General features: G+C 68.0%; 21 protein-coding genes and 2 pseudogenes. 20 read left to right on the top strand and 3 right to left on the bottom strand.

From position 1 onward, the window contains the following. Positions 1–8 precede the first annotated feature (8 nt). From AB7E83_RS03680 to AB7E83_RS03650, 7 genes are all read left to right on the top strand, one after another. Entirely contained in the window at positions 9–1451 is a 1443-nt protein-coding gene (locus AB7E83_RS03680; RefSeq protein WP_428565518.1) for a TolC family protein, read from the top strand. A 17-nt stretch (positions 1452–1468) separates the two neighbouring features. Next, positions 1469–2893, top strand: a complete 1425-nt coding sequence (locus tag AB7E83_RS03675) for a multicopper oxidase family protein (protein WP_428565516.1) — start codon at positions 1469–1471, stop codon at positions 2891–2893. Between the two features lie 155 nt (positions 2894–3048). Further along, positions 3049–3507: a cupredoxin domain-containing protein gene (locus tag AB7E83_RS03670; protein ID WP_428566141.1), complete on the top strand. Its 459-nt coding sequence runs from the start codon at positions 3049–3051 to the stop codon at positions 3505–3507. After that, positions 3504–3986 carry a DUF411 domain-containing protein gene (locus tag AB7E83_RS03665; RefSeq protein ID WP_428565514.1) on the top strand — a complete coding sequence of 161 codons (483 nt, stop codon included), beginning with the start codon at positions 3504–3506 and terminating at the stop codon, positions 3984–3986. The genes AB7E83_RS03670 and AB7E83_RS03665 overlap by 4 nt, the downstream gene beginning before the upstream one ends. Next, positions 3983–4336, top strand: coding sequence for a copper-binding protein (locus AB7E83_RS03660; RefSeq protein WP_428565512.1), 354 nt, complete (start codon positions 3983–3985; stop codon positions 4334–4336). The genes AB7E83_RS03665 and AB7E83_RS03660 overlap by 4 nt, the downstream gene beginning before the upstream one ends. Positions 4337–4357: 21 nt before the next feature. Further along, on the top strand, positions 4358–4861 hold the full coding sequence (locus AB7E83_RS03655; RefSeq protein ID WP_428565510.1) for a hypothetical protein: 504 nt from the start codon (positions 4358–4360) through the stop codon (positions 4859–4861). 34 nt (positions 4862–4895) lie between these two features. Then, a complete protein-coding gene (locus AB7E83_RS03650; RefSeq protein WP_428565508.1) occupies positions 4896–5276 on the top strand; it encodes a hypothetical protein in 381 nt (126 codons plus the stop codon). A 29-nt stretch (positions 5277–5305) separates the two neighbouring features. Here AB7E83_RS03650 and cueR read toward each other — a convergent pair whose 3' ends face one another. Together cueR and AB7E83_RS03640 are read right to left on the bottom strand one after the other, a co-directional pair. Then, positions 5306–5779 carry a Cu(I)-responsive transcriptional regulator gene (cueR, locus tag AB7E83_RS03645; protein WP_428566139.1) on the bottom strand — a complete coding sequence of 158 codons (474 nt, stop codon included), beginning with the start codon at positions 5777–5779 and terminating at the stop codon, positions 5306–5308. A 2-nt stretch (positions 5780–5781) separates the two neighbouring features. After that, positions 5782–8235 carry a heavy metal translocating P-type ATPase gene (locus tag AB7E83_RS03640; RefSeq protein ID WP_428565506.1) on the bottom strand — a complete coding sequence of 818 codons (2454 nt, stop codon included), beginning with the start codon at positions 8233–8235 and terminating at the stop codon, positions 5782–5784. Between AB7E83_RS03640 and AB7E83_RS03635 the strand changes: the two genes are divergently transcribed. The 9 genes and pseudogenes from AB7E83_RS03635 to AB7E83_RS03595 all read left to right on the top strand — a co-directional run bounded on the left by AB7E83_RS03635 (position 8147) and on the right by AB7E83_RS03595 (position 17317). Next, positions 8147–8332 carry a hypothetical protein gene (locus AB7E83_RS03635; protein WP_428566173.1) on the top strand — a complete coding sequence of 62 codons (186 nt, stop codon included), beginning with the start codon at positions 8147–8149 and terminating at the stop codon, positions 8330–8332. The genes AB7E83_RS03640 and AB7E83_RS03635 overlap by 89 nt on opposite strands. A gap of 77 nt (positions 8333–8409) precedes the next feature. Then, entirely contained in the window at positions 8410–8622 is a 213-nt protein-coding gene (locus AB7E83_RS03630; RefSeq protein ID WP_428565504.1) for a heavy-metal-associated domain-containing protein, read from the top strand. 637 nt (positions 8623–9259) lie between these two features. Further along, positions 9260–9589: a four-helix bundle copper-binding protein gene (locus AB7E83_RS03625; RefSeq protein WP_428565502.1), complete on the top strand. Its 330-nt coding sequence runs from the start codon at positions 9260–9262 to the stop codon at positions 9587–9589. A 79-nt stretch (positions 9590–9668) separates the two neighbouring features. Further along, positions 9669–10025, top strand: a complete 357-nt coding sequence (locus tag AB7E83_RS03620; protein WP_428565501.1) for a DUF305 domain-containing protein — start codon at positions 9669–9671, stop codon at positions 10023–10025. A 170-nt stretch (positions 10026–10195) separates the two neighbouring features. After that, a pseudogene (locus AB7E83_RS03615) lies at positions 10196–10442 on the top strand (hypothetical protein); the annotation flags it as partial. A 155-nt stretch (positions 10443–10597) separates the two neighbouring features. After that, positions 10598–11005 carry a hypothetical protein gene (locus AB7E83_RS03610; protein WP_428565499.1) on the top strand — a complete coding sequence of 136 codons (408 nt, stop codon included), beginning with the start codon at positions 10598–10600 and terminating at the stop codon, positions 11003–11005. Positions 11006–11145: 140 nt separating this feature from the next. After that, a complete protein-coding gene (locus AB7E83_RS03605; protein ID WP_428565497.1) occupies positions 11146–12513 on the top strand; it encodes a TolC family protein in 1368 nt (455 codons plus the stop codon). Beyond that, the gene (locus tag AB7E83_RS03600; RefSeq protein WP_428565495.1) at positions 12510–14159 is read left to right on the top strand and encodes an efflux RND transporter periplasmic adaptor subunit; all 1650 of its coding nucleotides are present in this window, start codon (positions 12510–12512) and stop codon (positions 14157–14159) included. The genes AB7E83_RS03605 and AB7E83_RS03600 overlap by 4 nt, the downstream gene beginning before the upstream one ends. Continuing rightward, positions 14156–17317, top strand: a pseudogene (locus AB7E83_RS03595) (efflux RND transporter permease subunit). The gene AB7E83_RS03600 and the pseudogene AB7E83_RS03595 overlap by 4 nt, the downstream one beginning before the upstream one ends. A 52-nt stretch (positions 17318–17369) precedes the next feature. Here the strand turns inward: AB7E83_RS03595 and AB7E83_RS03590 are convergent. Next, positions 17370–17765 carry a YkvA family protein gene (locus tag AB7E83_RS03590; protein WP_428565493.1) on the bottom strand — a complete coding sequence of 132 codons (396 nt, stop codon included), beginning with the start codon at positions 17763–17765 and terminating at the stop codon, positions 17370–17372. Between the two features lie 119 nt (positions 17766–17884). Here AB7E83_RS03590 and AB7E83_RS03585 point away from each other — a divergent pair, with 119 nt between their 5' ends. The 4 genes from AB7E83_RS03585 (at position 17885) to AB7E83_RS03570 (ending at position 21984) form a co-directional block, all read left to right on the top strand. After that, a complete protein-coding gene (locus tag AB7E83_RS03585; RefSeq protein WP_428565491.1) occupies positions 17885–19093 on the top strand; it encodes a DUF1173 family protein in 1209 nt (402 codons plus the stop codon). Positions 19094–19193: 100 nt separating this feature from the next. Further along, positions 19194–20462 carry a hypothetical protein gene (locus AB7E83_RS03580; RefSeq protein ID WP_428565489.1) on the top strand — a complete coding sequence of 423 codons (1269 nt, stop codon included), beginning with the start codon at positions 19194–19196 and terminating at the stop codon, positions 20460–20462. Then, positions 20459–21811, top strand: a complete 1353-nt coding sequence (locus AB7E83_RS03575) for a metallophosphoesterase family protein (RefSeq protein WP_428565487.1) — start codon at positions 20459–20461, stop codon at positions 21809–21811. Before AB7E83_RS03580 ends, AB7E83_RS03575 begins: the two co-directional genes overlap by 4 nt. Continuing rightward, positions 21808–21984, top strand: coding sequence for a hypothetical protein (locus tag AB7E83_RS03570; protein ID WP_428565485.1), 177 nt, complete (start codon positions 21808–21810; stop codon positions 21982–21984). Before AB7E83_RS03575 ends, AB7E83_RS03570 begins: the two co-directional genes overlap by 4 nt. Positions 21985–22102: the final 118 nt, after the last annotated feature.

Below are 22102 nucleotides of genomic sequence, written 5' to 3'. Positions count from 1 at the left end.
GCGGCACAATGAACGACGACATTCACGGCCCTTCGAAGCCGAGACGCGAACGCCGCCCGCTCCGTTTGTTGGCACTCCTGACCTCTGCCGCCGTGCTGGGCGGCTGCGCCAGTTTCAGCCCGGATGGTGGCTTCGGCGCAGTGGAACAGACCGCAAAGGAACGGATCGGCAAGGACCTGCGCTGGGCTCGTACCGATGTCGACCGGGATGGCATCGACAAGCGTGTCGCTGAGTTGCTGGCCAGGCCTCTTGCGGTGGATGACGCCGTGCAGGTCGCCTTGCTCAACAACCGCGGGCTGCAGGCCGACTTTCAGGAACTCGGCATCACCGAGGCCGAGGTCGTGCAGGCCGGGCGTCTGCCGAACCCGGGCTTCAGCTTCGGGCGCATGAGCCGGGGCGACGAACGGGAGATCGAGCGCGGACTCCACTTCAACCTCGCGCGCCTGGTCGCGATGCCGCTGATCGGAAAGATGGAAGCGCGGCGTTTCGAGCAGACGAAGGCTCGTGTGGCGATGAGCGTGCTGGCATTGGCCGCCGACACGCGCAAGGCCTACTTCACCGCCCTGGCGGCGGAGGAGTCCGTTCGCTACATGCGGCAGGTGAAGCAGGCGGCCGATGCGAGTGCCGAACTGGCCCGGCGCATGGAGCAGGTCGGCAACTTCAACAAGCTGCAGCGCGCGCGGGAGCAGGCGTTCTACGCCAACGCCGCCTTGCGCCTGGCCCAGGCGGAGCAGACGCAGCGGTCGACGCGCGAACGGCTGGTGCGCTTGCTCGGCGTCTGGGGGCCGCAGACCCAGTTCGCGTTGCCCGAGCGCCTGCCGGATCTGCCGTCCTCACCACTCGAACTGCCGGACATCGAGCAGGTGGCCCTGGCGCAGCGCCTGGACGTGCAGGGCGCCAAACTGGCGGCGCAGCAAACGGCCAGCAACCTCGGCCTGACGAAGACGACCCGTTTCGTCAACGTGCTGGAACTCGGCGTCCTGCGCAACAGCTCGAACGAGGCACCCACGCAGCGCGGCTGGGAGATCGGCCTCGAGTTGCCGCTGTTCGACTGGGGCGGCGCGCGCGTCGCGCGTGCCGAGGCGGTGTACATGCAGACGCTGCACCGCGCGGCCGAGACCGCGATCAACGCGCGGTCCGAGGTGCGCGAGGCCTACACGGGCTATCGCTCGGCCTACGACATCGCGCGCCACCACCGCGACGAGATCGTCCCGCTGAACCAGCGCATCGCCGAGGAGAACGTGCTTCGCTACAACGGCATGTTGATCGGCGTCTTCGAACTGCTCGCCGATGCCCGCACGCAAATCGCCAGCGTCAACGCATCCATCGAAGCACTACGTGACTTCTGGATCGCGCAGGCCGACCTCGACATGGCCCTGATCGGCAAGCCGAGCCTGACAGCAGCCGCCGGCCCCGCGATGGCTGCTGAAGCCGCCGGCGCTGGTCATTGAACATGAAGGACTCTCATATGCTTTCCCGACGCAAGATGCTCGGCGGTGCTGGTGCGATCACCGCTGCCGCTGCCGCCGCCTCCGTCAGCAAAGTGGCCATGGCCGCGCTGCCGGAGCCGGTCATCCAGACCAAACCCGACACCATGCCGCCGCTGGTGCCCAACTCGGGGCGGCCCTACAACCCCGTCGTCACGCTCAACGGCTGGACGCTGCCCTGGCGCATGAACAACGGCGTCAAGGAGTTCCATCTTGTCGCGGAGCCGGTGGTGCGCGAGATGAGCCCGGGCTTCAAGGCCCATCTGTGGGGCTACAACGGCCAGAGCCCGGGACCGACGATCGAAGTGGTCGAAGGCGACCGAGTGCGGATCTTCGTCACCAACAAGCTCGGCGAGCTTACCAGCATCCACTGGCACGGTCAGCGCCTGCCCAACGGCATGGACGGGGTGACCGGGCTGAACCAGCCGGGTATCGCACCGGGCAAGACCTACGTCTATGAGTTCGTCGCGCGCCGCCCCGGCACCTTCATGTACCACCCGCACGCCGACGAGATGGTGCAGATGGCGATGGGGATGATGGGCTTCTGGATCACGCATCCAAAGGCCAAGCATCCGCTCATCGACGAGGTCGACCGCGACTTCGTGTTCCTGCTCAACGCCTACGACATCGATCCCGGCGCCTACACGCCCAAGATCATGACGATGCTCGACTTCAACCTGTGGAGCTGGAACAGCCGCATCTTTCCGGGGATCGATCCACTCGTCGTGCGACACATGGACAAGGTGCGCATCCGCATCGGCAACCTGACGATGACCAACCACCCGATCCATCTGCATGGGCACGAGTTTCTGGTCACCGGCACCGATGGTGGGCCGACGCCGAAGTCCGGCCGGCAGTACGAGGTGACGACGGACATCGCGGTCGGCCAGATGCGCCAGATCGACTTTCTCGCGGACGAAGAGGGCGACTGGGCCTTCCACTGCCACAAGAGCCACCACACGATGAACGCGATGGGCCACGACGTCCCGACCATGATCGGCGTGGACCACCGCGGCGTGGCCAAGCAGATCACGAAGCTGATACCCGACTACATGGTGATGGGCGAGCGCGGCATGAAAGACATGACCGAGATGGAGATGCCGCTGCCCGACAACACGGCCGCGATGATGACCGGCACCGGGCCTTTTGGCGCCGTCGGCATGGGCGGCATGTTCAGTGTCGTCAAGGTGCGCAAGGGCCAGAAACCAGGTGACTACGCCGACCCGGGCTGGTTCAAGCACCCGCCGGGCACGGTGGCCTACGAGTACACCGGCGCGCTGCCCGACCCCGCGCGCTTCAAGGCCGACGCCAGCCCCGGGCCTGGCTCCATGCCACCGGTGGCCAAGCCCTCCAAGGAGGTTGAGGTCAAGGTGCGCAAGCCTGCGGGCGGCCACTCGGGTCACTGAAGCGCCGCGGAACCCGTACCGCCCGCACCACCAACACCACTGCTGATCGTTACATCCCCAAGGAGATCCACATGAAACAACCTACCGCAAGACCCATACCCCGCCGCGCCGCCATCGCGCACCTGGCGGCAACGGCCGCTGCCGCGACACTTCCGATGCTGGCTGCACCCGCTCGCGCCCACGGCGACGAAGTGCACGCGAAGAAGGGGCCGGTGCGCAAGGAGCAGAAGGACTGGGGCATCGCCGGCGATGCCAAAAGCGCCAAGCGCAGCATCGAGGTCGGCATGGCCGACAACATGCGATTCACTCCGGACAAGATCGCGGTGCGACAGGGCGAGACGGTGAAGTTCGTTGCGCGCAACACCGGCAAGGTGATGCACGAGTTCGTCATAGGCACCAAGGCCGAAAACGGCAAACACGCTGAGATGATGGTGAAGTTCCCGACCATGGAACACGACGAGCCGTACATGGCCCATGTGCCGCCCGGCAAGACCGGCGAGATCGTCTGGACCTTTAACCGCGCCGGCGAATTCGAGTTCGCCTGCTTGATCGCCGGTCACTACCAGGCCGGGATGGTGGGATCGATCACGGTGGCGGCGGGGGGCAAGGCATGAAGCGGCGTCGCGCACTGGCTTCGCTGCTGGGCGCTGCCGGATGGCTGTCGATTCCCGTTGCCCTGCATGCGAAGAGTTCCGGGGTGCAGGTCGAGGTCTGGAAGAGTCCGACCTGCGGGTGTTGCAAGGACTGGATCACCCACCTCGAAGGCAACGGCTTCCAGGTCAAGGTCAACGATGTCGGCAACACCGCGGCCCGCGCTCGGCTCAAGGTGCCAGCCAAGCTCGGTTCCTGCCATACCGCCCTTGTCGGACGCTACGCCATCGAGGGGCACGTACCGGCGGCCGACATCCACCGTCTGCTCAAAGAGCGCCCCGATGCGGTCGGCCTGGCCGTGCCGGGCATGCCGGTCGGCTCCCCAGGAATGGACGGTCCCGCCTACGACAACCGGCAGGACCCCTACGACGTGCTGCTGGTCGCCCACGACGGCAGCACCAAGGTCTTCAACAGCTACTTCAAGCAAAAGGAACGTTCATGAACAACCAACGACTCTTCTTCCGCGCTGCGGGCCTCGCGCTCGCGTTTTCGGCCTCGGCCGCGATGCCGGCCTGGGCGGCAGGTGACGCCAGCGCGCCCGGCACGGTGATCGCGCAAGCCTCGACCACCGACATGACCGACGGCGAGGTGCGCAAGGTGAACAAGGAAGGCGGCACCCTGACCCTCAAGCACGGCGACATCAAGAACCTGGATATGCCGGGGATGACGATGGTGTTCGCGGTCAAGGACAAGGCGATGCTCGACAAGGTGAAGGCCGGCGACAAGATCAAGTTCAAGGCCATCAACGATGCGGGCAAGTTCACCGTCACCGAGGTGCAGGTGGTGCAGTAGTCCGCCATGGGCCCGCCCGCCATGGCGCTGGCCCTCGTCGTCGCGCTGGCCGCTGCGGGCCTGGCGTGGCACGAGTGCCTGCTGTTGGTGACCGCGGCACTGGCGGCGCAGCGGCTCGAGCTGTTGCGCATGGAACGCGCCGGTCCGCTCGACGCGTGGCGCATCGGCGCTCGCTGCCTCTTGGCGGGCAGCGCAGGCCTGTTCTGCTCGGTGGTTCTCGCAGTGGTGTTGCTGGCCGCTGCGGCCGGCTGGTGGCGACCGAGCCACGACCAGCCCGTGCTCACGGTCGGACTGATCGCAACGGTCGGCGCCGTCATCACCGCCATGCAGATGCGCGTCGATCGAGTCTTCGCGGAGGGCGGGCGTTGGCTGCTGTCGGTGCTCGGCGCGACGACGGGCATCCTCGTGGCAACTGGCGGCGGCAGCGCCTGGACCTGCCTGGTGTCGGGTGCCGGCGTGGCGTACCTGGCATGGACGAGTTGGCAGCTCGCAGCGGCCGGCGCATCGTTCCTGCGAACCGATTGAAGATCACTGCAACCACGGACACGAAAGCAAGCACATGAAGCACATCCGGACCTGCGGCGCACTGGCCGCGGCAACGCTCTCCGGCGCTGCCCTTGGCGCAACCCACATCGTGGACATCGCCTGGCCGCCCGACGGCCGCTTCGCGCACAAGGCGCAGATCGCCGCGGGCAAGTTCGTCGAGGTCTGCGGCAAGCTGGCGGTCGGGGACGGCGTGCGCTGGAGCTTCACTGCCGCAGCGCCGGTGGACTTCAACATCCACTACCACGTCGGCAAGGAGGCCGTGTTCCCGGCCAAGCAGACTCAGGTCACCAGCGGCCGCGACACGCTGAACGTCGCCGTGGCGCAGGACTACTGCTGGATGTGGACGAACAAGGGCCGTGACGCGGTGAGCTTGACGGTCGACCTGGCGCGTTGATCTCTGGGCGTGGCAGCCGGCGCCGTCGATCAGGTGGCCCGGCGACGCGCTCGGCCCGGCTGGAGTCCGACGGTCCTGCCGAGCGGGTGATGCGCCGGGGCCGCCTTCGTGGCGCTCTCGTGGGCGAGCGTGTCGATGATCGGGCAGTCGGGCCGGTCGTCACCGTGGCAGCAGTGCACGAGGTGCTCGAGCGTCGCCTTCATCGACTGCAGTTCCTTGAGCTTCTCGTCCAGTTCCTCGATGTGCGCCTGGGCCAGCGCACGCACCTGCCGGCTCGGCCGCTTGCGGTCCTGCCACAGGCCGAGCAACTCGCGAATCTGTTCGATGGAGAAGCCCAGGTCGCGCGACTGGCGGATGAAGCGCAGCGTGCTGACTTCCTTGGTGGCGTACTGCCGGTAGCCTGACTCGGTGCGAACGGCCTCCGGAAACAGGCCGACGCTCTCGTAGTGGCGAATCATCTTCGCCGACACGCCCGAGGCTTTGGCGGCTTCTCCAATGTTCATGCTCATCGCAATTCTCCCAAGGCTGCCACGGTTCGAGGCTGCTGATTCGTCGGCTCTGCCGCGCGCCCGTCAGCGACGCCGCGCCAGCGGCGCAGGGTCAGCGCGTTCAGTACCACGCTGACGCTGCTGAAGGCCATCGCGGCACCGGCGATGACCGGGTTCAGCAGGCCCAGCGCCGCGAGCGGGATGCCGAGCACGTTGTAGCCGAAGGCCCAGAAAAGGCCTTGCTTGATCTTCGAGTAGGTGCGGCGCGAGATGTCCAGCGAGTCCGCCACCAGCCGCGGGTCGCCGCGCATCAGCGTGATGCCGGCGGTCTCGGTCGCCACGTCGGCACCGCCGGCCATCGCGTACGACACCGAAGCTGCGGCGAGCGCCGGTCCGTCGTTGAGGCCATCACCGACAAAGGCCACCACCTCGCCGGCGTCGCGCAGTTCCTTGACGATCGCCGCCTTGTCGCCGGGCAGCACTTCCGCGCGCACGTCGGTGATGCGCAGTTCCTTCGCGACGGCTTCGGCCGCGCCGCGGTTGTCTCCGGTCAACATCACGGTGCGGATGCCGAGCTGGTGCAGGCGCGACACCGCCTCCGCCGCAGCCGGCTTGACCGTATCGCCGAAGGCCAGCAGGCCGAGCAAACGCTGCTGACCGGCATCGGACTGGACCAGCCACGACACGGTCCTGCCCTGCCGCTCCAGCCGCAGCGCTTCGGCGTGCAAGCCACCTTCTTGGAGACCCAGCTCGCGCAGCAGGCGCGTGCTGCCCAGGGCCAGCGTCTGCCCGCGCACGACGCCCTGGACTCCGCGCCCCGGCAGGGCCTGGGCCTCGTGCGCCTCAGGCACAGGCAGGCGCTCATGGCGAACCTGGTCCATGACGGCTACGGCCAGAGGATGGCTGCTCGACTTCTGCAGCGCGGCGGCCAGCCGCAGCACGTCGTCCCGCGTCGAACCATCTGCAGCCACCACGGCGGCGAGCGACGGCTTGCCTTCGGTGAGTGTGCCGGTCTTGTCGAACGCGACCACGGTGACGGCGTGCGCGACTTCCAGTGCTTCGGCGTCCTTGATGAGGATGCCGTGGCGCGCAGCGACACCCGTGCCGGCCATGATGGCCGTCGGCGTGGCCAGACCCAGCGCACACGGGCAGGCGATGACCAGCACCGCGACGGCGTTGATGAGCGCCTGCTCCCAGTCACCCGTGAAGCCGAACCAGCCCAGGAAGGTCCCCAGCGCGATGACCAGCACTACCGGCACGAACACTGCACTGACGCGGTCGACGATACGCTGGATCGGCGCCTTCGCGGCCTGCGCCGACTCGACCATGCGGATGATTCGGGCCAGCGTCGTCTCGGCGCCGACGGCCGTCGTGCGCACGGTCAGAGCGCCTTCGGCGTTGATGGCGCCGCCGGTCACCTTGTCGCCGACGCCCTTGGCCACCGGCAGGCTTTCACCGGTGATGAGCGATTCGTCGATGTGGCTACGGCCTTCGACGATGTCGCCGTCGACGGCCACGCGGTCGCCGGGACGAACGATGACCAGGTCGCCGACCACAACCTGCTCCACCGGCACGTCGAGCTCGACATCACCGCGGCGCACACGCGCTGTGGTCGGCCGCAGCGCGTTCAGCGCCCGGATGGCATCGGCCGTCTGCCGCTTGGCGCGCTGCTCGAGCCATTTGCCCAGCAGCACCAGCGTGATGACGGCCGCGGAGGCCTCGAAGTACAGGTGCGGCATGCCATGTGCCGCATGCTTGAAGAGCAGGTAGACCGAGAGCCCGTAGGCCGCCGAAGTGCCCAAGGCCACCAGCAGATCCATGTTGCCGGTCTTGGCGAGCACGGCCTTCCAGCCGGCGCGGTAGAAGCGCCAGCCGAGCCAGAACTGCACCGGGGTTGCGAGGGCCAGCTGCAGCCAGCCGTCCAGCATCCAGTCAATGCCGAAGAGCTGCAGCAGCATCGGCAGAACCAGCGGCAGCGTCAACGCGCCGCTCACGGCCACGGGCCACCAGGCCGGGAGGTGCGCCGCCGGCTGCGACTTCGCGTCCTGAACGTCCTTCGCGGTGTAGCCGGCCTTCTCGATCGCGGCTTTCAGCACTGCGACTGGAACGGTCGACAACGCCTGGATGCTCGCCTTCTCGGTGGCGAGATTCACCGTGGCGCCGGATACGCCGGGGATCTCTCGCAGCGCCTTCTCGACGCGAGACACGCACGAGGCGCAGGTCATGCCCTCGACCACCAGCGTGACGTCGGTCGTTGCCACGTCGTAGCCGGCCTTGCGCACCGCAGCGGCCAGCGTGTCGGCCGTCACTGCAGGGTCGGCGCTCACGACGGCTTGTTCGGTTGCCAGGTTGATGCTGGCTTGCCTGACGCCGGGGACCGCCTTGAGCGACTTCTCTACGCGCATGACGCAGGAGGCGCAGGTCATTCCGGTGACCTGCAGCTTGATGTCGGGCAGTGCGGCGGTGTTCATGGGATGTCTCGAGAAGTGGTTCGATCCTGGGCATCGTCAAGGTTCTAACGATGGCAAGGTCAACACCCACCGGCGATTCTGCCTGCTGCGAATGTGAACTTGCGCCATGACCGCTTGACCTTCCCACAGTAGGAGGGGGAAGAGTCGACCCATCAACAACCCACTGGACTCACCATGATTGCTTTCGAAGTCAACGACATTACCTGCGGCCACTGCGTCAGCACCATCACCAAGGCGCTGAAGGCGACCGACAAGGACGGCAAGGTGCAGATCGACCTGGCCACGCACCGGGTGCAGGTGGAGCCGGTGTCGGCTGACGCCGAGGAACTGGCAGAAGCCATCAAGGACGCTGGCTACACGCCGGTGCCGGTGAATGCGGCGAGATAACCGAAGCGCCCCTGCGACTGGGGCGCGGTCACCTGCGGAGCCTAAGACGTAGCACCCGGGCAGCGGTCGAGCGCACCCAGCGTGGCGTCAGGAACACGGTTTGCCGTCCCCCTGGGGGTCGCTCAACCCGCCATGCTCGCCTCGCCTGCCTTCCGATGTTCCACCGTCTTCCGCCTGCAGCCCGAAGCGGTCGCACGAAGGCGTTTTTGGTTCATTCATATCGTTGCCGCGGCCGGGTTGCTCGTCTTCGTGTCGGCGGTCAGCGCCGCGCAGATATGTGACGTTCATTGCCTCACGCAGTCGTTGACGCACGGTGAGGGTGGCGGCCCGCATCAACCAGACAGCGAACCGGTCGGCTTACCGGGCAACCACACGGCCGCTCAAGGACACGATTCCGGCCTCTGCCATCCATCGATGGCCTCTATCCCAGCCGCTGGCGCGCAGACCGCTGCGCACGGAAGCCCGTTCGGCGACCGATGGCGCTCGAACAGGGGCTTGTGGTTCGCCTCGCTCTTCTGGCCACCGCCGCAACCGCGGCCCAAGAGCGCTCACTCCTGAACCCTCACCGAGCCGCATCGACGCGGCTCAACCGCTTCAGGCCGGTTGCAATCGCGGCCCGCCTTTCAGTAGATTCTTGATGACTCACCAGAAAATTCAGGCCTGTCTCGAGGCCTGCGACGCGTGCGCGACGGCGTGCGACCACTGTGCCGGCGCCTGTCTTCAGGAGCCGGACATGCAGATGATGGCGCGATGCATCGCGCTGGACATCGACTGCGCCGCTATATGCCGGCTTGCTGCCGGATACATGGCGCGGGACAGCGCCTTTGCCAAGCACATCTGCCGGCAATGCGCGGAAATCTGCCAAGCCTGCGGCGATGAGTGCGCCAAGCACTCGATGGACCACTGCCGGGCGTGCGCCGAGGCCTGCCACCGCTGCGCGCAAGAGTGTCGCGGGATGGCGGCTTGAGTCGGCGTAAAAGCCAGGCGAGCAATGGTCGGGGCTGTCGGAACGGCGGTCTCCGCAAGCTTTCAATCAAGGAGTTCATATGCAATACCGATCAATGCGCCAGCTCGGCGCCTCTGTCCTTTTGGCGCTGGTCACCGTCTCCGTGTCGGCTCAGAACGCCGGCGCGATGGCCGGACACGCGGGTCCTGGCTCACAGAAGATGCACCAGCAAATGATGAGCGGCATGCAGAAGATGCAGTCGATGCCGATGAGCGGCGATGTCGATAAAGACTTCGCGATGATGATGCGGGAGCATCACCTCCAAGCCGTGGAAATGGCCAAGGTTCAACTCGAGCAGGGCAAGTCGGCTGAGCTGAAAGCGATGGCGCGCAAGATCATCGCCGACCAGCAGAAGGAGATTGCGCAGTTCGACAAGTGGCTCGGCGCAAACAAGTAGTTCGGGCGGCGCAAAGGTCCGGGCGTCTTGCGTGACGTGAGGCGCTCGGCCCTGCTCGTTGAAGGCCGACGCTGAGCACGAAAGGCCCCTGATGCGCTTCTGCAGTCGCCGCAGGGGGCCTTGACCTTGTCACGATGGCAAAGGTTCATCCTTGAGCCGGTGGCGGTCCAAGCACCGGCGATTGCCTCACCACGCCGCGCGCGGTGGGCTCGCGAATCGGCATCGACGATTGCACGGCGAGTTCAAGCCGGACGACAAGCTGGCTTGGTGCGGCGGCGCCTGACCAACAGTCGCATGGTGACCATGGCGGGCGACGGCATCAACGATGCGCCGGCGCTGACCCAGGCGGATGTCGGCATCGCGATGGGCACGATGACCGACATGGCCATGGACAGCGCGCGGGCGGTGCGGCTGCGCAGGTCGAGGGCGTGAGTGCAGGTGCCCTTGCGACGCCGCCGCCCTAGAATACGAACGCAGGAGCCCAATGCGATGACCTTCCACGACGCCACGATTTCCACTTGTGCCAAATGGCACGGTGCGGCGTCGTCTCGCTTGCGAAGGAGTTTCTTCGCATGACACGTGGTCTCCTGCGCGGCTTGGCTCGTGGCCTGATCGGCGTGTTGCTGCTCGCGCAGTTGGCGGTGGCCGCCTACGCCTGCCCGGGGCTGGCCGCCAAGGCTTCCGACACAGCCACGGCGTCCGCTGGCGCGGCCATGGACGCGCAGATGCCCGGTTGCGACGACATGGTCGGGGCGATGGACTCGGAGTCGGCCAATCTGTGTGCCGAGCACTGCAAGCAAGGCAACCAAAGCGACCAGGCGTCCACGCTGACCGTGCCCGTGGCGCTGCTCACGGCGCTGTACACGACGACGCCGGCGCTGCCCGGCAAGGCACCGCCGCGCCCCGCGGCGGCCACGCTGAGTGCACTGGTTGCGGCTTCACCGCCGCACGCCATCCTGCACTGCGTCTACCGAATCTGATCCTCCCGACGACGCTGCGCTGACGACCCTTCGCGGGTCGGCTCGGCGCACCGGTCGCGCCTGTCCGCCTTTGCGAGCCTCGCTCGCGCGAGGCCGAACGGGCCCGGCACGAAGCCTTGATTCGTTGTCTGGAGAGTTCCATGTTCACTGCTTCTTCACGACGCGCGCCGCGCTGGTCGTGGCTGCCTCGCCGCCGTGTGGCCGGGTCGGTGTTGGCGCTGCTGATCAGCGCAGCAAGCCTTGGCGCCCAGGCCCAGCCGGCGCTGAGTCTCGAGCAGGCGCTGCGCCTGGCGCAGGACCGTTCGCGCCAGCTCTCGGCCCAGGAGTTCGCGGCGGCTGCGGCGCGCGAGATGTCCGCCGCCGCCGGCCAATTGCCCGATCCGACCTTGAAGGCGGGCGTCAACAACCTGCCGGTCGACGGGGCCGACCGCTTCAGCCTGACGCGCGACTTCATGACCATGCGCTCGATCGCCGTGATGCAGGAACTGACGCGCGACGACAAGCGCAAGGCGCGTTCGGCGCGCTTCGACCGCGAAGCGGAACTGGCCGAGGCGGGCCGATCCGCTGCGCTGGCCGACCTGCGGCGCGACACCGCAATGGCCTGGCTGGACACGCACTTCCAGCAGCGCATGCGCGACCTGCTGCGGGACCAGCGTGCCGAAGCGGCGCTGCAGATCGAGGCCGCGGAGGCCGCCTATCGCGGCGGGCGAGGCACGCAGGCCGACCTGTTCGCGGCCCGCTCAGCCGTGGCACAGATCGACAACCGGCTGCGCGAGATCGAAGGCCAGCTCGCCAGCGCCCGCACGCGGCTCGCACGCTGGGTCGGTGCCGCTGCTGAACAGGACCTGGCCGCGCCGCCGTCGCTCGACGCCGCGCCGCTCGACGCGGCCGGCCTCGAAGCCCGGCTCGACCATCATCCACAGATCGCGGTGCTCGCCCGCCAGGAAGCCGCGGCGCGTGCCGATGTGGACGTCGCCAACAGCGCCAAGCGCCCGGACTGGAGCGTGGAGCTGATGTTCAGCCAGCGCGGTTCGGCGTACTCCAACATGGTGTCGCTCAACGTCTCGGTTCCGCTGCAGTGGGACCAGAAGAACCGGCAAGACCGCGAAGTCACCGCGCGGCTGGCGCTGGCCGAGCAGCTGCGGGCGCAGCGCGAGGAAGCCACGCGCGAGCACGCCGCCGAGACACGCATCTGGCTGCTGCAGTGGCAGTCCGGCCGCGAGCGGCTGGTCCAGTACGACAGTGCCCTCATCCCGCTGGCGACCGAACGCACGCGCGCCGCGCTGGCCGCGTACCGCGGTGGCAGCAGCCCGCTCGCCGCGGTGCTCGAAGCGCGCCGCATGGAGATCGACACGCGCATGGAGCGCCTGCGCCTGGAGATGGACGCCGCCGGACTGTGGGCGCGGCTCCAGTACCTCATTCCGCCCGAGCAGCCGCCCGTACCAACGAACAGCGCGACGAACGGCGTCGCGAACGGCACCACGGCATCCAAGGAGTCCCAGCGATGAACACCAAACCCCTGTTGATCGCCCTCGGCGGCGTGGTCGCGGCAAGCGTGCTCGGCGCGGCTGGCTACGCGCTCTATGCGATGGGCATGGACCGCGGTATGGGCATGGCCGCTGCGCCGGTCGCTGCCAGCGCCAGCGCTGTGGATGCCGCGCCGCTGCAAGCCCTGCCGCAAGGCATCGCCGAAGGCGAGGACGCGACGCGCCGCCACATCAAGGCGGGCCTCAAGGCCGGCGAGGTGGACCCGGCCACCGGCAAGAAGATCCTTTACTACCACGACCCGATGGTGCCGGGGAACAAGTTCGAGAAGCCGGCGAAGTCACCCTTCATGGACATGATGCTGGTGCCGGTGTACGCGGACAGTGATGCCGACGGCAGCAAAGTGACCGTGAGCCCGCGCATCCAGCAGAACCTGGGCGTGCGCACGGCGCCGGTGGTCGAAGGCACGCTGTCACCGGCGGTGGCTGCAGTCGGCAGCATCGCGTGGAACGAACGCGACCAGGCCGTGGTGCAGGCCCGCGCCACCGGCTTCGTCGAGCGCCTGCAGGTGCGCGCGACGCTCGACCGCGTCGCCAAGGGGCAGGCGCTGGCCGAGCTGTACGTGCCCGACTGGATCGCGGCGCAGGAGGAGTTCCTGTCGGTGCGGCGCATGCAGGGTTCCGACATGGCCGCGCTGGTCGACGGCGCGCGCCAGCGCATGCGCCAGGCCGGCATGGGCGAAGCGCTGATCGAGCTGGTTGAGCGCAGCGGCCGCACTCAGCCGCGTTTCACGGTGATGGCACCGATCAGTGGCGTCGTCACCGAGCTGATGGTGCGCGAGGGCATGACAGTGATGGCAGGAGCCACGCTGTTCCGCGTCAACGGCACCGCCACGGTCTGGGCCAACGCCGAGGTGCCGGAGAGCCAGGCCGCGTTGCTGCGGCCCGGGGCCAAGGTGCAGGCCCGCAGCCCGGCCGCGCCGGGCGCGAGCTTCGAGGGCAGGGTGCAGGCGCTGTTGCCGGAGGTCAATCCGACCACGCGAACGCTGAAGGCGCGCCTCGAACTCGGCAACCCGGGCGGGCGCCTGGTGCCCGGCATGTTCGTGCAGATGCAGTTCATGGACATGCGCACGGAGAAGGCGCTGCTGATCCCGACCGAGGCGGTCATCCAGACCGGCCGGCGCACGGTGGTGATGCTCGCCGAGGAGGGCGGCCGCTTCCGCCCGGTCGATGTCGAGATCGGCATTGAGAGTGGGGGCCAGACCGAGGTCAAGCGCGGCCTGCAGGCGGGCCAGCGCGTGGTGGTCTCGTCGCAGTTCCTGATCGATTCGGAAGCCAGCCTGAAGGGGGTCGAGGCACGGCTCAACGACGAGCCGAAGCCCGCGTCCGCCAGTGCCGCGCCCAGGCATTCGGGCACGGCCACGATCGAGGCCATCGGCCGCGACGCGATGACGCTGTCGCACGGTCCCATTCCGTCGCTGAAGTGGGGGTCGATGACGATGGATTTCAAGCTGCCGAAGGGCGGCGCGCCGCGTGGGCTGGAAGCGGGCGACCGCGTGGACTTCGAGTTCACCATGGAGGCCGATGGCACCCCGCAGCTCACGAGAACCACGCTGCTGCCGCCTGAAGCCAAGGCTCCTGCGTCCGCAGCTTCCGGAGCCTCGCGATGATCGCCGGGCTGATCCGCTGGTCGATCGTCAACCGCTTCCTGGTGCTGCTGGCCACGCTGATGCTCAGCGCCTGGGGCGTGTACTCGGTGCTGCGCACGCCGCTGGATGCGCTGCCCGACCTGTCCGACGTGCAGGTCATCATCCGCACCACCTATCCGGGGCAGGCGCCACGCATCGTCGAGAACCAGATCACCTACCCGCTGACGACGACGATGCTGTCGGTGCCGGGGGCGAAGACGGTGCGTGGCTATTCGTTCTTCGGTGACAGCTTCGTCTATGTGCTGTTCGAGGATGGCACCGACCTCTACTGGGCCCGTTCGCGCGTGCTGGAATATCTGAACCAGGTGCAGGCACGCTTGCCACCCGGCGCGACCGCCTCGCTCGGACCGGACGCCACCGGCGTTGGCTGGATCTACCAGTATTCGTTGGTGGACCGCAGCGGTCAGATGGATGCCGGTCAGTTGCGCGCGCTGCAGGACTGGTTCCTCAAGTACGAACTGAAGACGGTACCCAACGTCGCCGAGGTCGCGTCGGTGGGTGGCATGGTGCGCCAGTACCAGGTGCTGCTCGACCCGGACAAGCTCGCGGCCTACAACATCCCGCACACCCGGGTTGTCGAGGCGATCCGCAAATCCAACCAGGAGGCCGGTGGCTCGGTGCTAGAGCTCGGCGAGGCCGAGTACGTGGTGCGTGCGTCGGGCTACCTGGCCTCGCTCGACGACTTCCGCAAGGTGCCGCTCGTGACCACTGATGCCGGCGTGTCGGTGCGCCTGGGCGACGTCGCGCGCATCCAGGTCGGCCCCGAGATGCGGCGCGGCATCGGCGAGCTCGACGGCGAGGGCGAGGCCACCGGCGGCGTGATCGTGATGCGCTCCGGCAAGAACGCGCTCGAAACCATCGCCACCGTCAAGGCCAAGCTTGCATCGCTCCAGGGCAGCCTGCCGCAGGGCGTGGAGATCGTGCCGGTGTACGACCGCTCCAGCCTGATCGAACGCGCGGTCCAGAACCTTGGCTTCAAGCTGCTCGAGGAGTTCATCGTCGTCGCGGTGGTATGTTTCGTCTTCCTGTTCCACCTGCGTTCGGCGTTCGTGGCCATCGTCAGCCTGCCGCTGGGCATCCTGATGGCCTTCATCGTGATGCACTACCAGGGCGTCAACGCCAACATCATGTCGCTGGGAGGCATTGCCATCGCCATCGGCGCGATGGTCGATGCCGCGGTGGTGATGATCGAGAACGCGCACAAACACCTCGAGCGCTGGAGTCATGAACATCCCGGCCACGAGCTGCAAGGCGAAGCGCGCTGGAAAGTGATCGGCGATTCGGCCGTCGAGGTCGGGCCGGCGCTGTTCTTCTCGCTGCTGATCATCACGCTGTCGTTCATTCCGGTGTTCACGCTGGAAGCGCAGGAAGGGCGGCTGTTCTCGCCGTTGGCCTTCACCAAGACCTACGCGATGGCCGCCGCAGCCGGCTTGTCGGCCACGCTGATCCCGGTGCTGATGGGCTACCTGATCCGTGGTCGCATTCCGGATGAAGGGAAGAACCCGCTGAACCGGCTGCTGATCGCCGCTTACCGCCCGCTGCTGGACGGGGTGCTGCGCGCGCCGAAGCTCACGCTGGCGCTTGCCGGGGTTGTGCTGGTGGCGAGCCTGTGGCCGCTGCAGCACATCGGCGGTGAATTCATGCCGCGGCTGGACGAAGGCGACCTGCTCTACATGCCCTCGGCGCTGCCCGGCCTGTCGGCCGGCAAGGCGGCCGAGCTGCTGCAGCAGACCGATCGCCTGATCAAGACGGTGCCCGAAGTTGCCAGCGTGTACGGCAAGGCCGGCCGCGCCGAAACGGCTACCGACCCCGCGCCGCTGGAGATGTTCGAGACCACCATCCAGTTCAAGCCGAAGAGCGAGTGGCGGCCCGGCATGACGCAGGACAAGCTGGTCGACGAACTCGACCGCATCGTCAAGGTGCCCGGCCTGGCCAACATCTGGGTGCCGCCGATCCGCAACCGCATCGACATGCTGGCCACCGGCATCAAGAGCCCCGTCGGCGTGAAGGTCGCCGGCGCCGACCTCACGACCATCGACCGCATCACCGGCGAGATCGAGAAGGCGCTGAAGGACGTGCCTGGCGTGAGCAGTGCACTGTCGGAACGGCTGACCGGTGGGCGCTACGTGGACGTGACGATCAACCGCGACGCGGCGGCTCGCTTCGGCATGAACATCGCCGACGTGCAGTCGATCATCACCTCGGCCGTGGGCGGCGACAACATCGGCGAGACCGTCGAAGGCCTGCAGCGCTTCCCCATCAACATGCGGTATCCGAGGGAGACGCGCGATTCGCTGGACAAGCTGCGCAAGCTGCCCATCGTCAGCGAGCGCGGGGCCCGGCTGGTGCTCTCGGACGTGGCCGACATCCGCATCACCGACGGCCCGCCGATGCTGCGCAGCGAAAACGCGCGGCTGTCGGGCTGGGTCTATGTCGACATCCGTGGCCGCGACCTGCGCGGCGCGGTGCAGGACATGCAGCGCGTGGTCGGCCAGAAGGTCAAGCTGCCGCCCGGTTACTCGGTGTCCTGGTCGGGGCAGTTCGAGTTCCTGGAGCGTGCCACGGCCAAGCTCAAGGTCGTCGTGCCGTTCACGCTGCTGATCATCTTCGTGCTGCTGTACCTGACGTTCAGGCGCTTCGGCGAAGCCTTGCTGATCATGGCGACGCTGCCGTTCGCGCTGGTGGGCGGCATCTGGCTGCTGTACCTGCTGGGCTACAACCTGTCGGTGGCAGGCGCCGTGGGTTTCATCGCGCTGGCCGGCGTGTCGGCCGAGTTCGGCGTGATCATGCTGCTCTACCTGAAGCAGTCCTGGGACGCACGTGTGGCCGCTGGCAAGACCGGCGAGGCCGACCTGAGTGATGCGATCCGCGAGGGCGCGGTGCTGCGGGTGCGGCCGTAGGCGATGACCGTGGCCGTGATCCTGGCCGGCCTGTTCCCGATCATGTGGGGCACCGGCACCGGCTCCGAGGTGATGCAGCGCATCGCCGCGCCGATGGTGGGCGGCATGATCACCGCGCCGCTGCTGTCGATGTTCGTGATACCGGCGGCATACCTGCTGATGCGAAGACGGCGCGAGCGACAGGAGATGGTGGTGCGCGAAGAACCGGCAGTCGCGTGAAGGTGACGGCGCGACGTCTCGACTTCGCCCGGGAGTCCGCACCACCTGCGAATCAAGACCCCAGCCAGGGCTTGATGAGCCATTGCCACAGGGCAAGGCTCGCCCCGATCCAGATCGCGACGATGAGGAGCGCGCCAACCTGACTGGTTGGCTTTCTGCCCTGCTGGCTCATCCAGTGGTCCGCCTGCTCGCGGCATTCGCCGAGTACCGGAGCCGGGATCAGCCGGATGGCCGCCCAGATCAAGGCGGGCAGCAGGACCACGTCATCAAGGTAGCCCAGCACGGGAACGAAGTCCGGAATCAGGTCGATGGGACTGAGCGCGTAGGCGACGACGAACACGGCGAGCGCCTTCGCGAGCCAGGGCACCGCGGGATGCCGGGACGCGAACCACAGCGTCACGCCGTCGCGCTTGATCCTCTTTGCCCATGCTTTCAGCCGGTCGAACACGGATACGTTCCCTTTCTCACGGCTCAGCGCCGCACCGCGACGGTTGATGGCGATTGCCCGCCAATCGCGTGGTGTTTCGGGCTGGTGCCATGGGAGCAGGGCCCTGAACGATCGGGCCCATGGACACCCAGCGATTGTCGATCCGCGGCCGCATCCTGGAGCCCGACGACCCCGCGATTCAGGATGCGCTGTCGGCTGTCTACGAAACACCGGAGCGCCCGCGCTGTCTGTGCGTGCCCGGCGGCGTCGAGATGTACGTCGCCTTTCACCGCCGCTACCTCGCCAAGCGCATGCCCGACACCGGCAGCCAGCACCATCCTTCCTGCGTGTCGTTCGACCCTTCACCGCAGCAATCGGGTCTGGGCGAGTTGGTGGGCGACGCGGTACTGGAGTCCGAGGGGGCGGTGGAACTGCGGGTCGACTTCGCGTGGAGCCGTCAGGCCGGCGGCCACGCGCCGGGCGGGCGGACGGAAGAAGAGCCGGGCGAGATCGAGGCGCCGCGGCGGCGCATGAGCCTGCGCGCGTTGACGCACTTCCTGTTCGAGCGAGCGGGCTTCAACCGCTGGTCACCGGCGATGGCTGGCAAACGATCGCAGGGGGTGCTGCACAAGTACCTGCAGCGCGCCGCCGAGCAGGTGAGGGCGAAGGGCGTCGTCCTTGCCGAGCGTCTGTACGTACCCGAGCAGTTCAACGAAGCGACACATGCGGAAGCAGCGCAGCGCCGGCGCGAACGCCTGGGGGTGCTGCGGCCCCACGATGGCGTGGCGCCGCTGGCGGTGGCGCTGGCCGAGTTCAAGGCAGCCGAGGCCTGTCCGGGCGGCTACCGAATCTGGCTGAAGCACATGCCCGACGCGCCGCTGCTGGCGTCGGCGAAAACCTGGGAACGGATCGCGAGGACCTATGCCGCAGTGCTCGAGGCCCGCGATGCCGACCACGGCCAGCGTGTGCGCGCGGTGATCACGGCCTTGATCCGCGCGCGGCGCGAACACACCTACGAGATCGACACCGCGACCCTGCTGCTCGCCAGCGACCAGTGGATCCCGGTCGAGGGCGTGCATGAACTGCCGCTGTTGCAGGCGCTCGTCGATGCGGAGCGGTACTTCGTCAAGCCGCTGCGTTACGACGCGCGCTGCGCAGCCGCGTTTGCCAACGCTCTGCTGCTGGACACGGGTGCCGTGCCGTTGCCGCTGCATGTCCTCAGCCCCTTCATGACCCCACGCGAGCGTGAGGCCAAGGCCGCCACGCTGCGCGCAGCGGGCGGTGGCTGGGTGTGGTCCACCGACGAGCCGATGCCGGTGCTGCCGCCGGCTGCACTGCGGCGCATGTGAGGGCGGCGCGCCTCGACAAGCGCACTTGAAGCGGCGGATTCCGGCGAGAGCATGAACTCGCCGGGATGTCCCGGTGCACGCCTCGCCAAGGAGCGCAGCCATGACCGCCGCATCCGCACTGCCCACCGTCACCTTGCACGGCGGCGCCTCGACCCCGACCACCTTGCTCGGACAGGCGCCCGCACGCATCCCCACCGCCGGGAAGATCCGCGCCGGCATCAAGGTGCTGACCAAGCGCGCCGCGGGCGAGCCGCGCGCCTGCGAAATCTACGAGCGCGGCCTGCGCGACGGCCACTCATTCGACCGCATCGAGCAGGCGCTCGCCGAGGCCCTGCCGCAGCTGAAGAACCCGCTGGTGCCGCGCAACGTGCCCTGGTTCACCGTGCGCGCGCAGGACTTCGGCAACCCGGCGCTGGCGGGCGAACTGATCGAGGCCTACGGCGAGGACCGCGGCGAGGGGCTCCACCTGTACCGCTTCCCGGTGGTGTTCCCGTCGGACCACTGGCAGACCGTGATGCCGCACGAACTGGCGGCCTGGGGGACGCACGACAAGCGCTACTGGTCGGAGTACGCGCCCGATGGCCGCGTGCGCCACTGCATGTGCCACGCCGCGGTGCCTGTGGACGCGCAGGGGCGGCGCGCGGTGCGCCTGTTCGGCGGGCGCAAGACGGTGATGCGCGAGGCGAACGGTGGCGTCTGCGAACCCGAGGCCTGCCGCGAGTACCAGCAGCGCGAATGCAACCTGACAGGCCGCTTCCTGTTCTTCGTGCCGGGCATCCGCTCGCTGAGCGCGTTCGAACTGCACACCACCAGCTTCTACGCGATGAACGCGGCGATCCAGAAGTTCGAGACCGTGGCTTTCCTGCGCGGCGGGCGCATCTCGGGATTTCTCGACCGCCAGCGCACGCCGTTCTTCCTGTCCAAGCGGTTGATGGAAGTGAGCCACATCGACGAGCAGGGCCGGGCGGTGCGGGTGCCGCAGTGGATCATCGACCTCGAGGCGCCCGTGGACGTGAGTGCGCTGCTGCGCGACCGCGAGGACGACGAAGCCGTGGTCGTGCAGGCCCATGCAGCCTGCGGCGTGCTGGAAGGCGAGTCCACCACGCCCGCCATGGCGGCCACCGAGGTCGCAGACGCCGAAGTGGCTCCGTCGCGCGGCGAGCCGACGCTGGACAAGGTCTTGGCCCTGGCCGGCAGGCTCGGTGTCTCCGCCGCCGACTTCGAGGCCTACGCGGCGCGGCGCTGGGGGCCGGGCTGGAAACTCAACCCGCAGGGCCGGCGCCGGGCCTGGGACGAACTGGATCGCCACCGCAACGACGCGCCGGGCTACACCGACAAGGTCGCCGCTGCGCTGCGGGAGACGTCATGACCACGCGCTCGGCGCAGCGGGTGGCGCACTTCTCCGACCTGCACTACGGGCCGCGAACCCTGGCCGAGGCCGACCGGTGCTTTGGCGCGGCGATCGAGCGCGCGGTGGAGGTCGGCGTCAACGTGGCGGTGATCTCCGGCGACAGCACCGATCACGCGCTCGATCTGCACTCACCGTCAGCGCTGGCGCTCGTGTCGCGTGTTCGACGGCTGGCGGATCACTGCCCCGTGCTGATGCTCCAAGGAACCTGGTCGCACGAGCCGCCGGGCACCTTGTCCGTGTTCCGCGAACTGGGCGGGCGCCATGCCGTGCACGTGGCCGATCGGATCGGGCAGGTGGGCCTGACCACCGCGGGCGACTGGGTCGTGTCACCGGGATGGGGCTTCGACGCGCTGCCGAATGGGCTGGCGGCGCTCTTCACATGCCTTCCTTCGGTCAACCGCGCGGCGGTCGCCGCGGCTCTCGGGGCCGCCGACGCCGCCGGTGGAACCGGCGAACATGTCGCGACACTGCTGCGTGGGCTCGCACCGAGCCACGCGATGGCACGTCAGCTTGGTGTGCCGACCTTGCTCGTGTCTCACGGCACGGTGTTCGGCTGCATCACCGAGCACAGCGTGCCGATGGCCGGCTTCGACCATGAGTTCACGACCGGCAGCCTGTTCGATGCGGGCGCGCAGGCGGTGCTGCTGGGGCACATCCACCGCCACCAGTGCTGGCAGCGCGACGATGGCATCGGCCGGCGCTGCATCGCCTACGCAGGGTCGATCGGCCGGTTCCACCACGGCGAGGCTGGCGACAAGGGCTTCCTGCTTTGGCAGGTAGGCCCCGACTCCGCCGCATGCCGCCTGGAAGCGACACCGGCGCGGCGCACGGTCGACATCAGCTTCGACGGCAAGCCCGACCTTGCCGCGTTGCGCGCCGCGCTCGCGGCGCAGCCGTTCGAGGGGGCCTGGGTGCGCCTGCGCTGGAGCGTGCCCGAAGAAGAGCGCAACGACGTCGACCTTGCCGCGATGCGCGAACTGCTGGCAGGCGCGGCGGGCGTGCAGTTCGAAGGGCGCATCTTGCCGGTGGTGCGCGTGCGTTCCGGCGGCATCGGCCAGGCCGGGGCGATGCGAGACAAGGTGGCGGCCTGGGCCGGCGTGGTCGGGGCGCGACCCGAACCGCTGTGGGCGTGTCTCGACGAGCTCGCGGCGCACGAGCCGCAGGAGATCATGGACGCTGCCTTGGCCGAGCTGGAGGCGGCGGCAGAGGTCGATGCGCGGCGACCTGAAGGCGAAGTGGCGAGCGACTTGAAGGAGTTGGAACTGGCAGGAGACTGCCTCGAGGTTTCATCGGGAGCACACGCATGAGAGTCCATTCGCTGATGCTCAAGGGCTTTCGCGGCATCCGCGACGGCATGGGGCAGGACGTGCTGGAACTGGACTTCGAGCGCCTGGCGCCCGGCGCCGCGCTCGTGGCCATCGCGGGCGCCAATGGGCGCGGCAAGACCACCGTGATGGACAACCTGACGCCGTTATGTTGAATTCGCTGCGTCAACAATCGTCCAACACGCGGCGTTTCACTTGTTTCACTGCCTCTGCAGGGTGGTTATCAACGGGCACGACAACTTGCCCCGCATCGAGCAGCAGTCGCGGACGAGG

It is taken from the genome of Ramlibacter sp., from assembly GCF_050250995.1.
Lineage (GTDB): Bacteria > Pseudomonadota > Gammaproteobacteria > Burkholderiales > Burkholderiaceae_C > Ramlibacter.
Note: the sequence above shows the minus strand (reverse complement) of the source record. Positions and strands in the feature narration are given on the sequence as shown.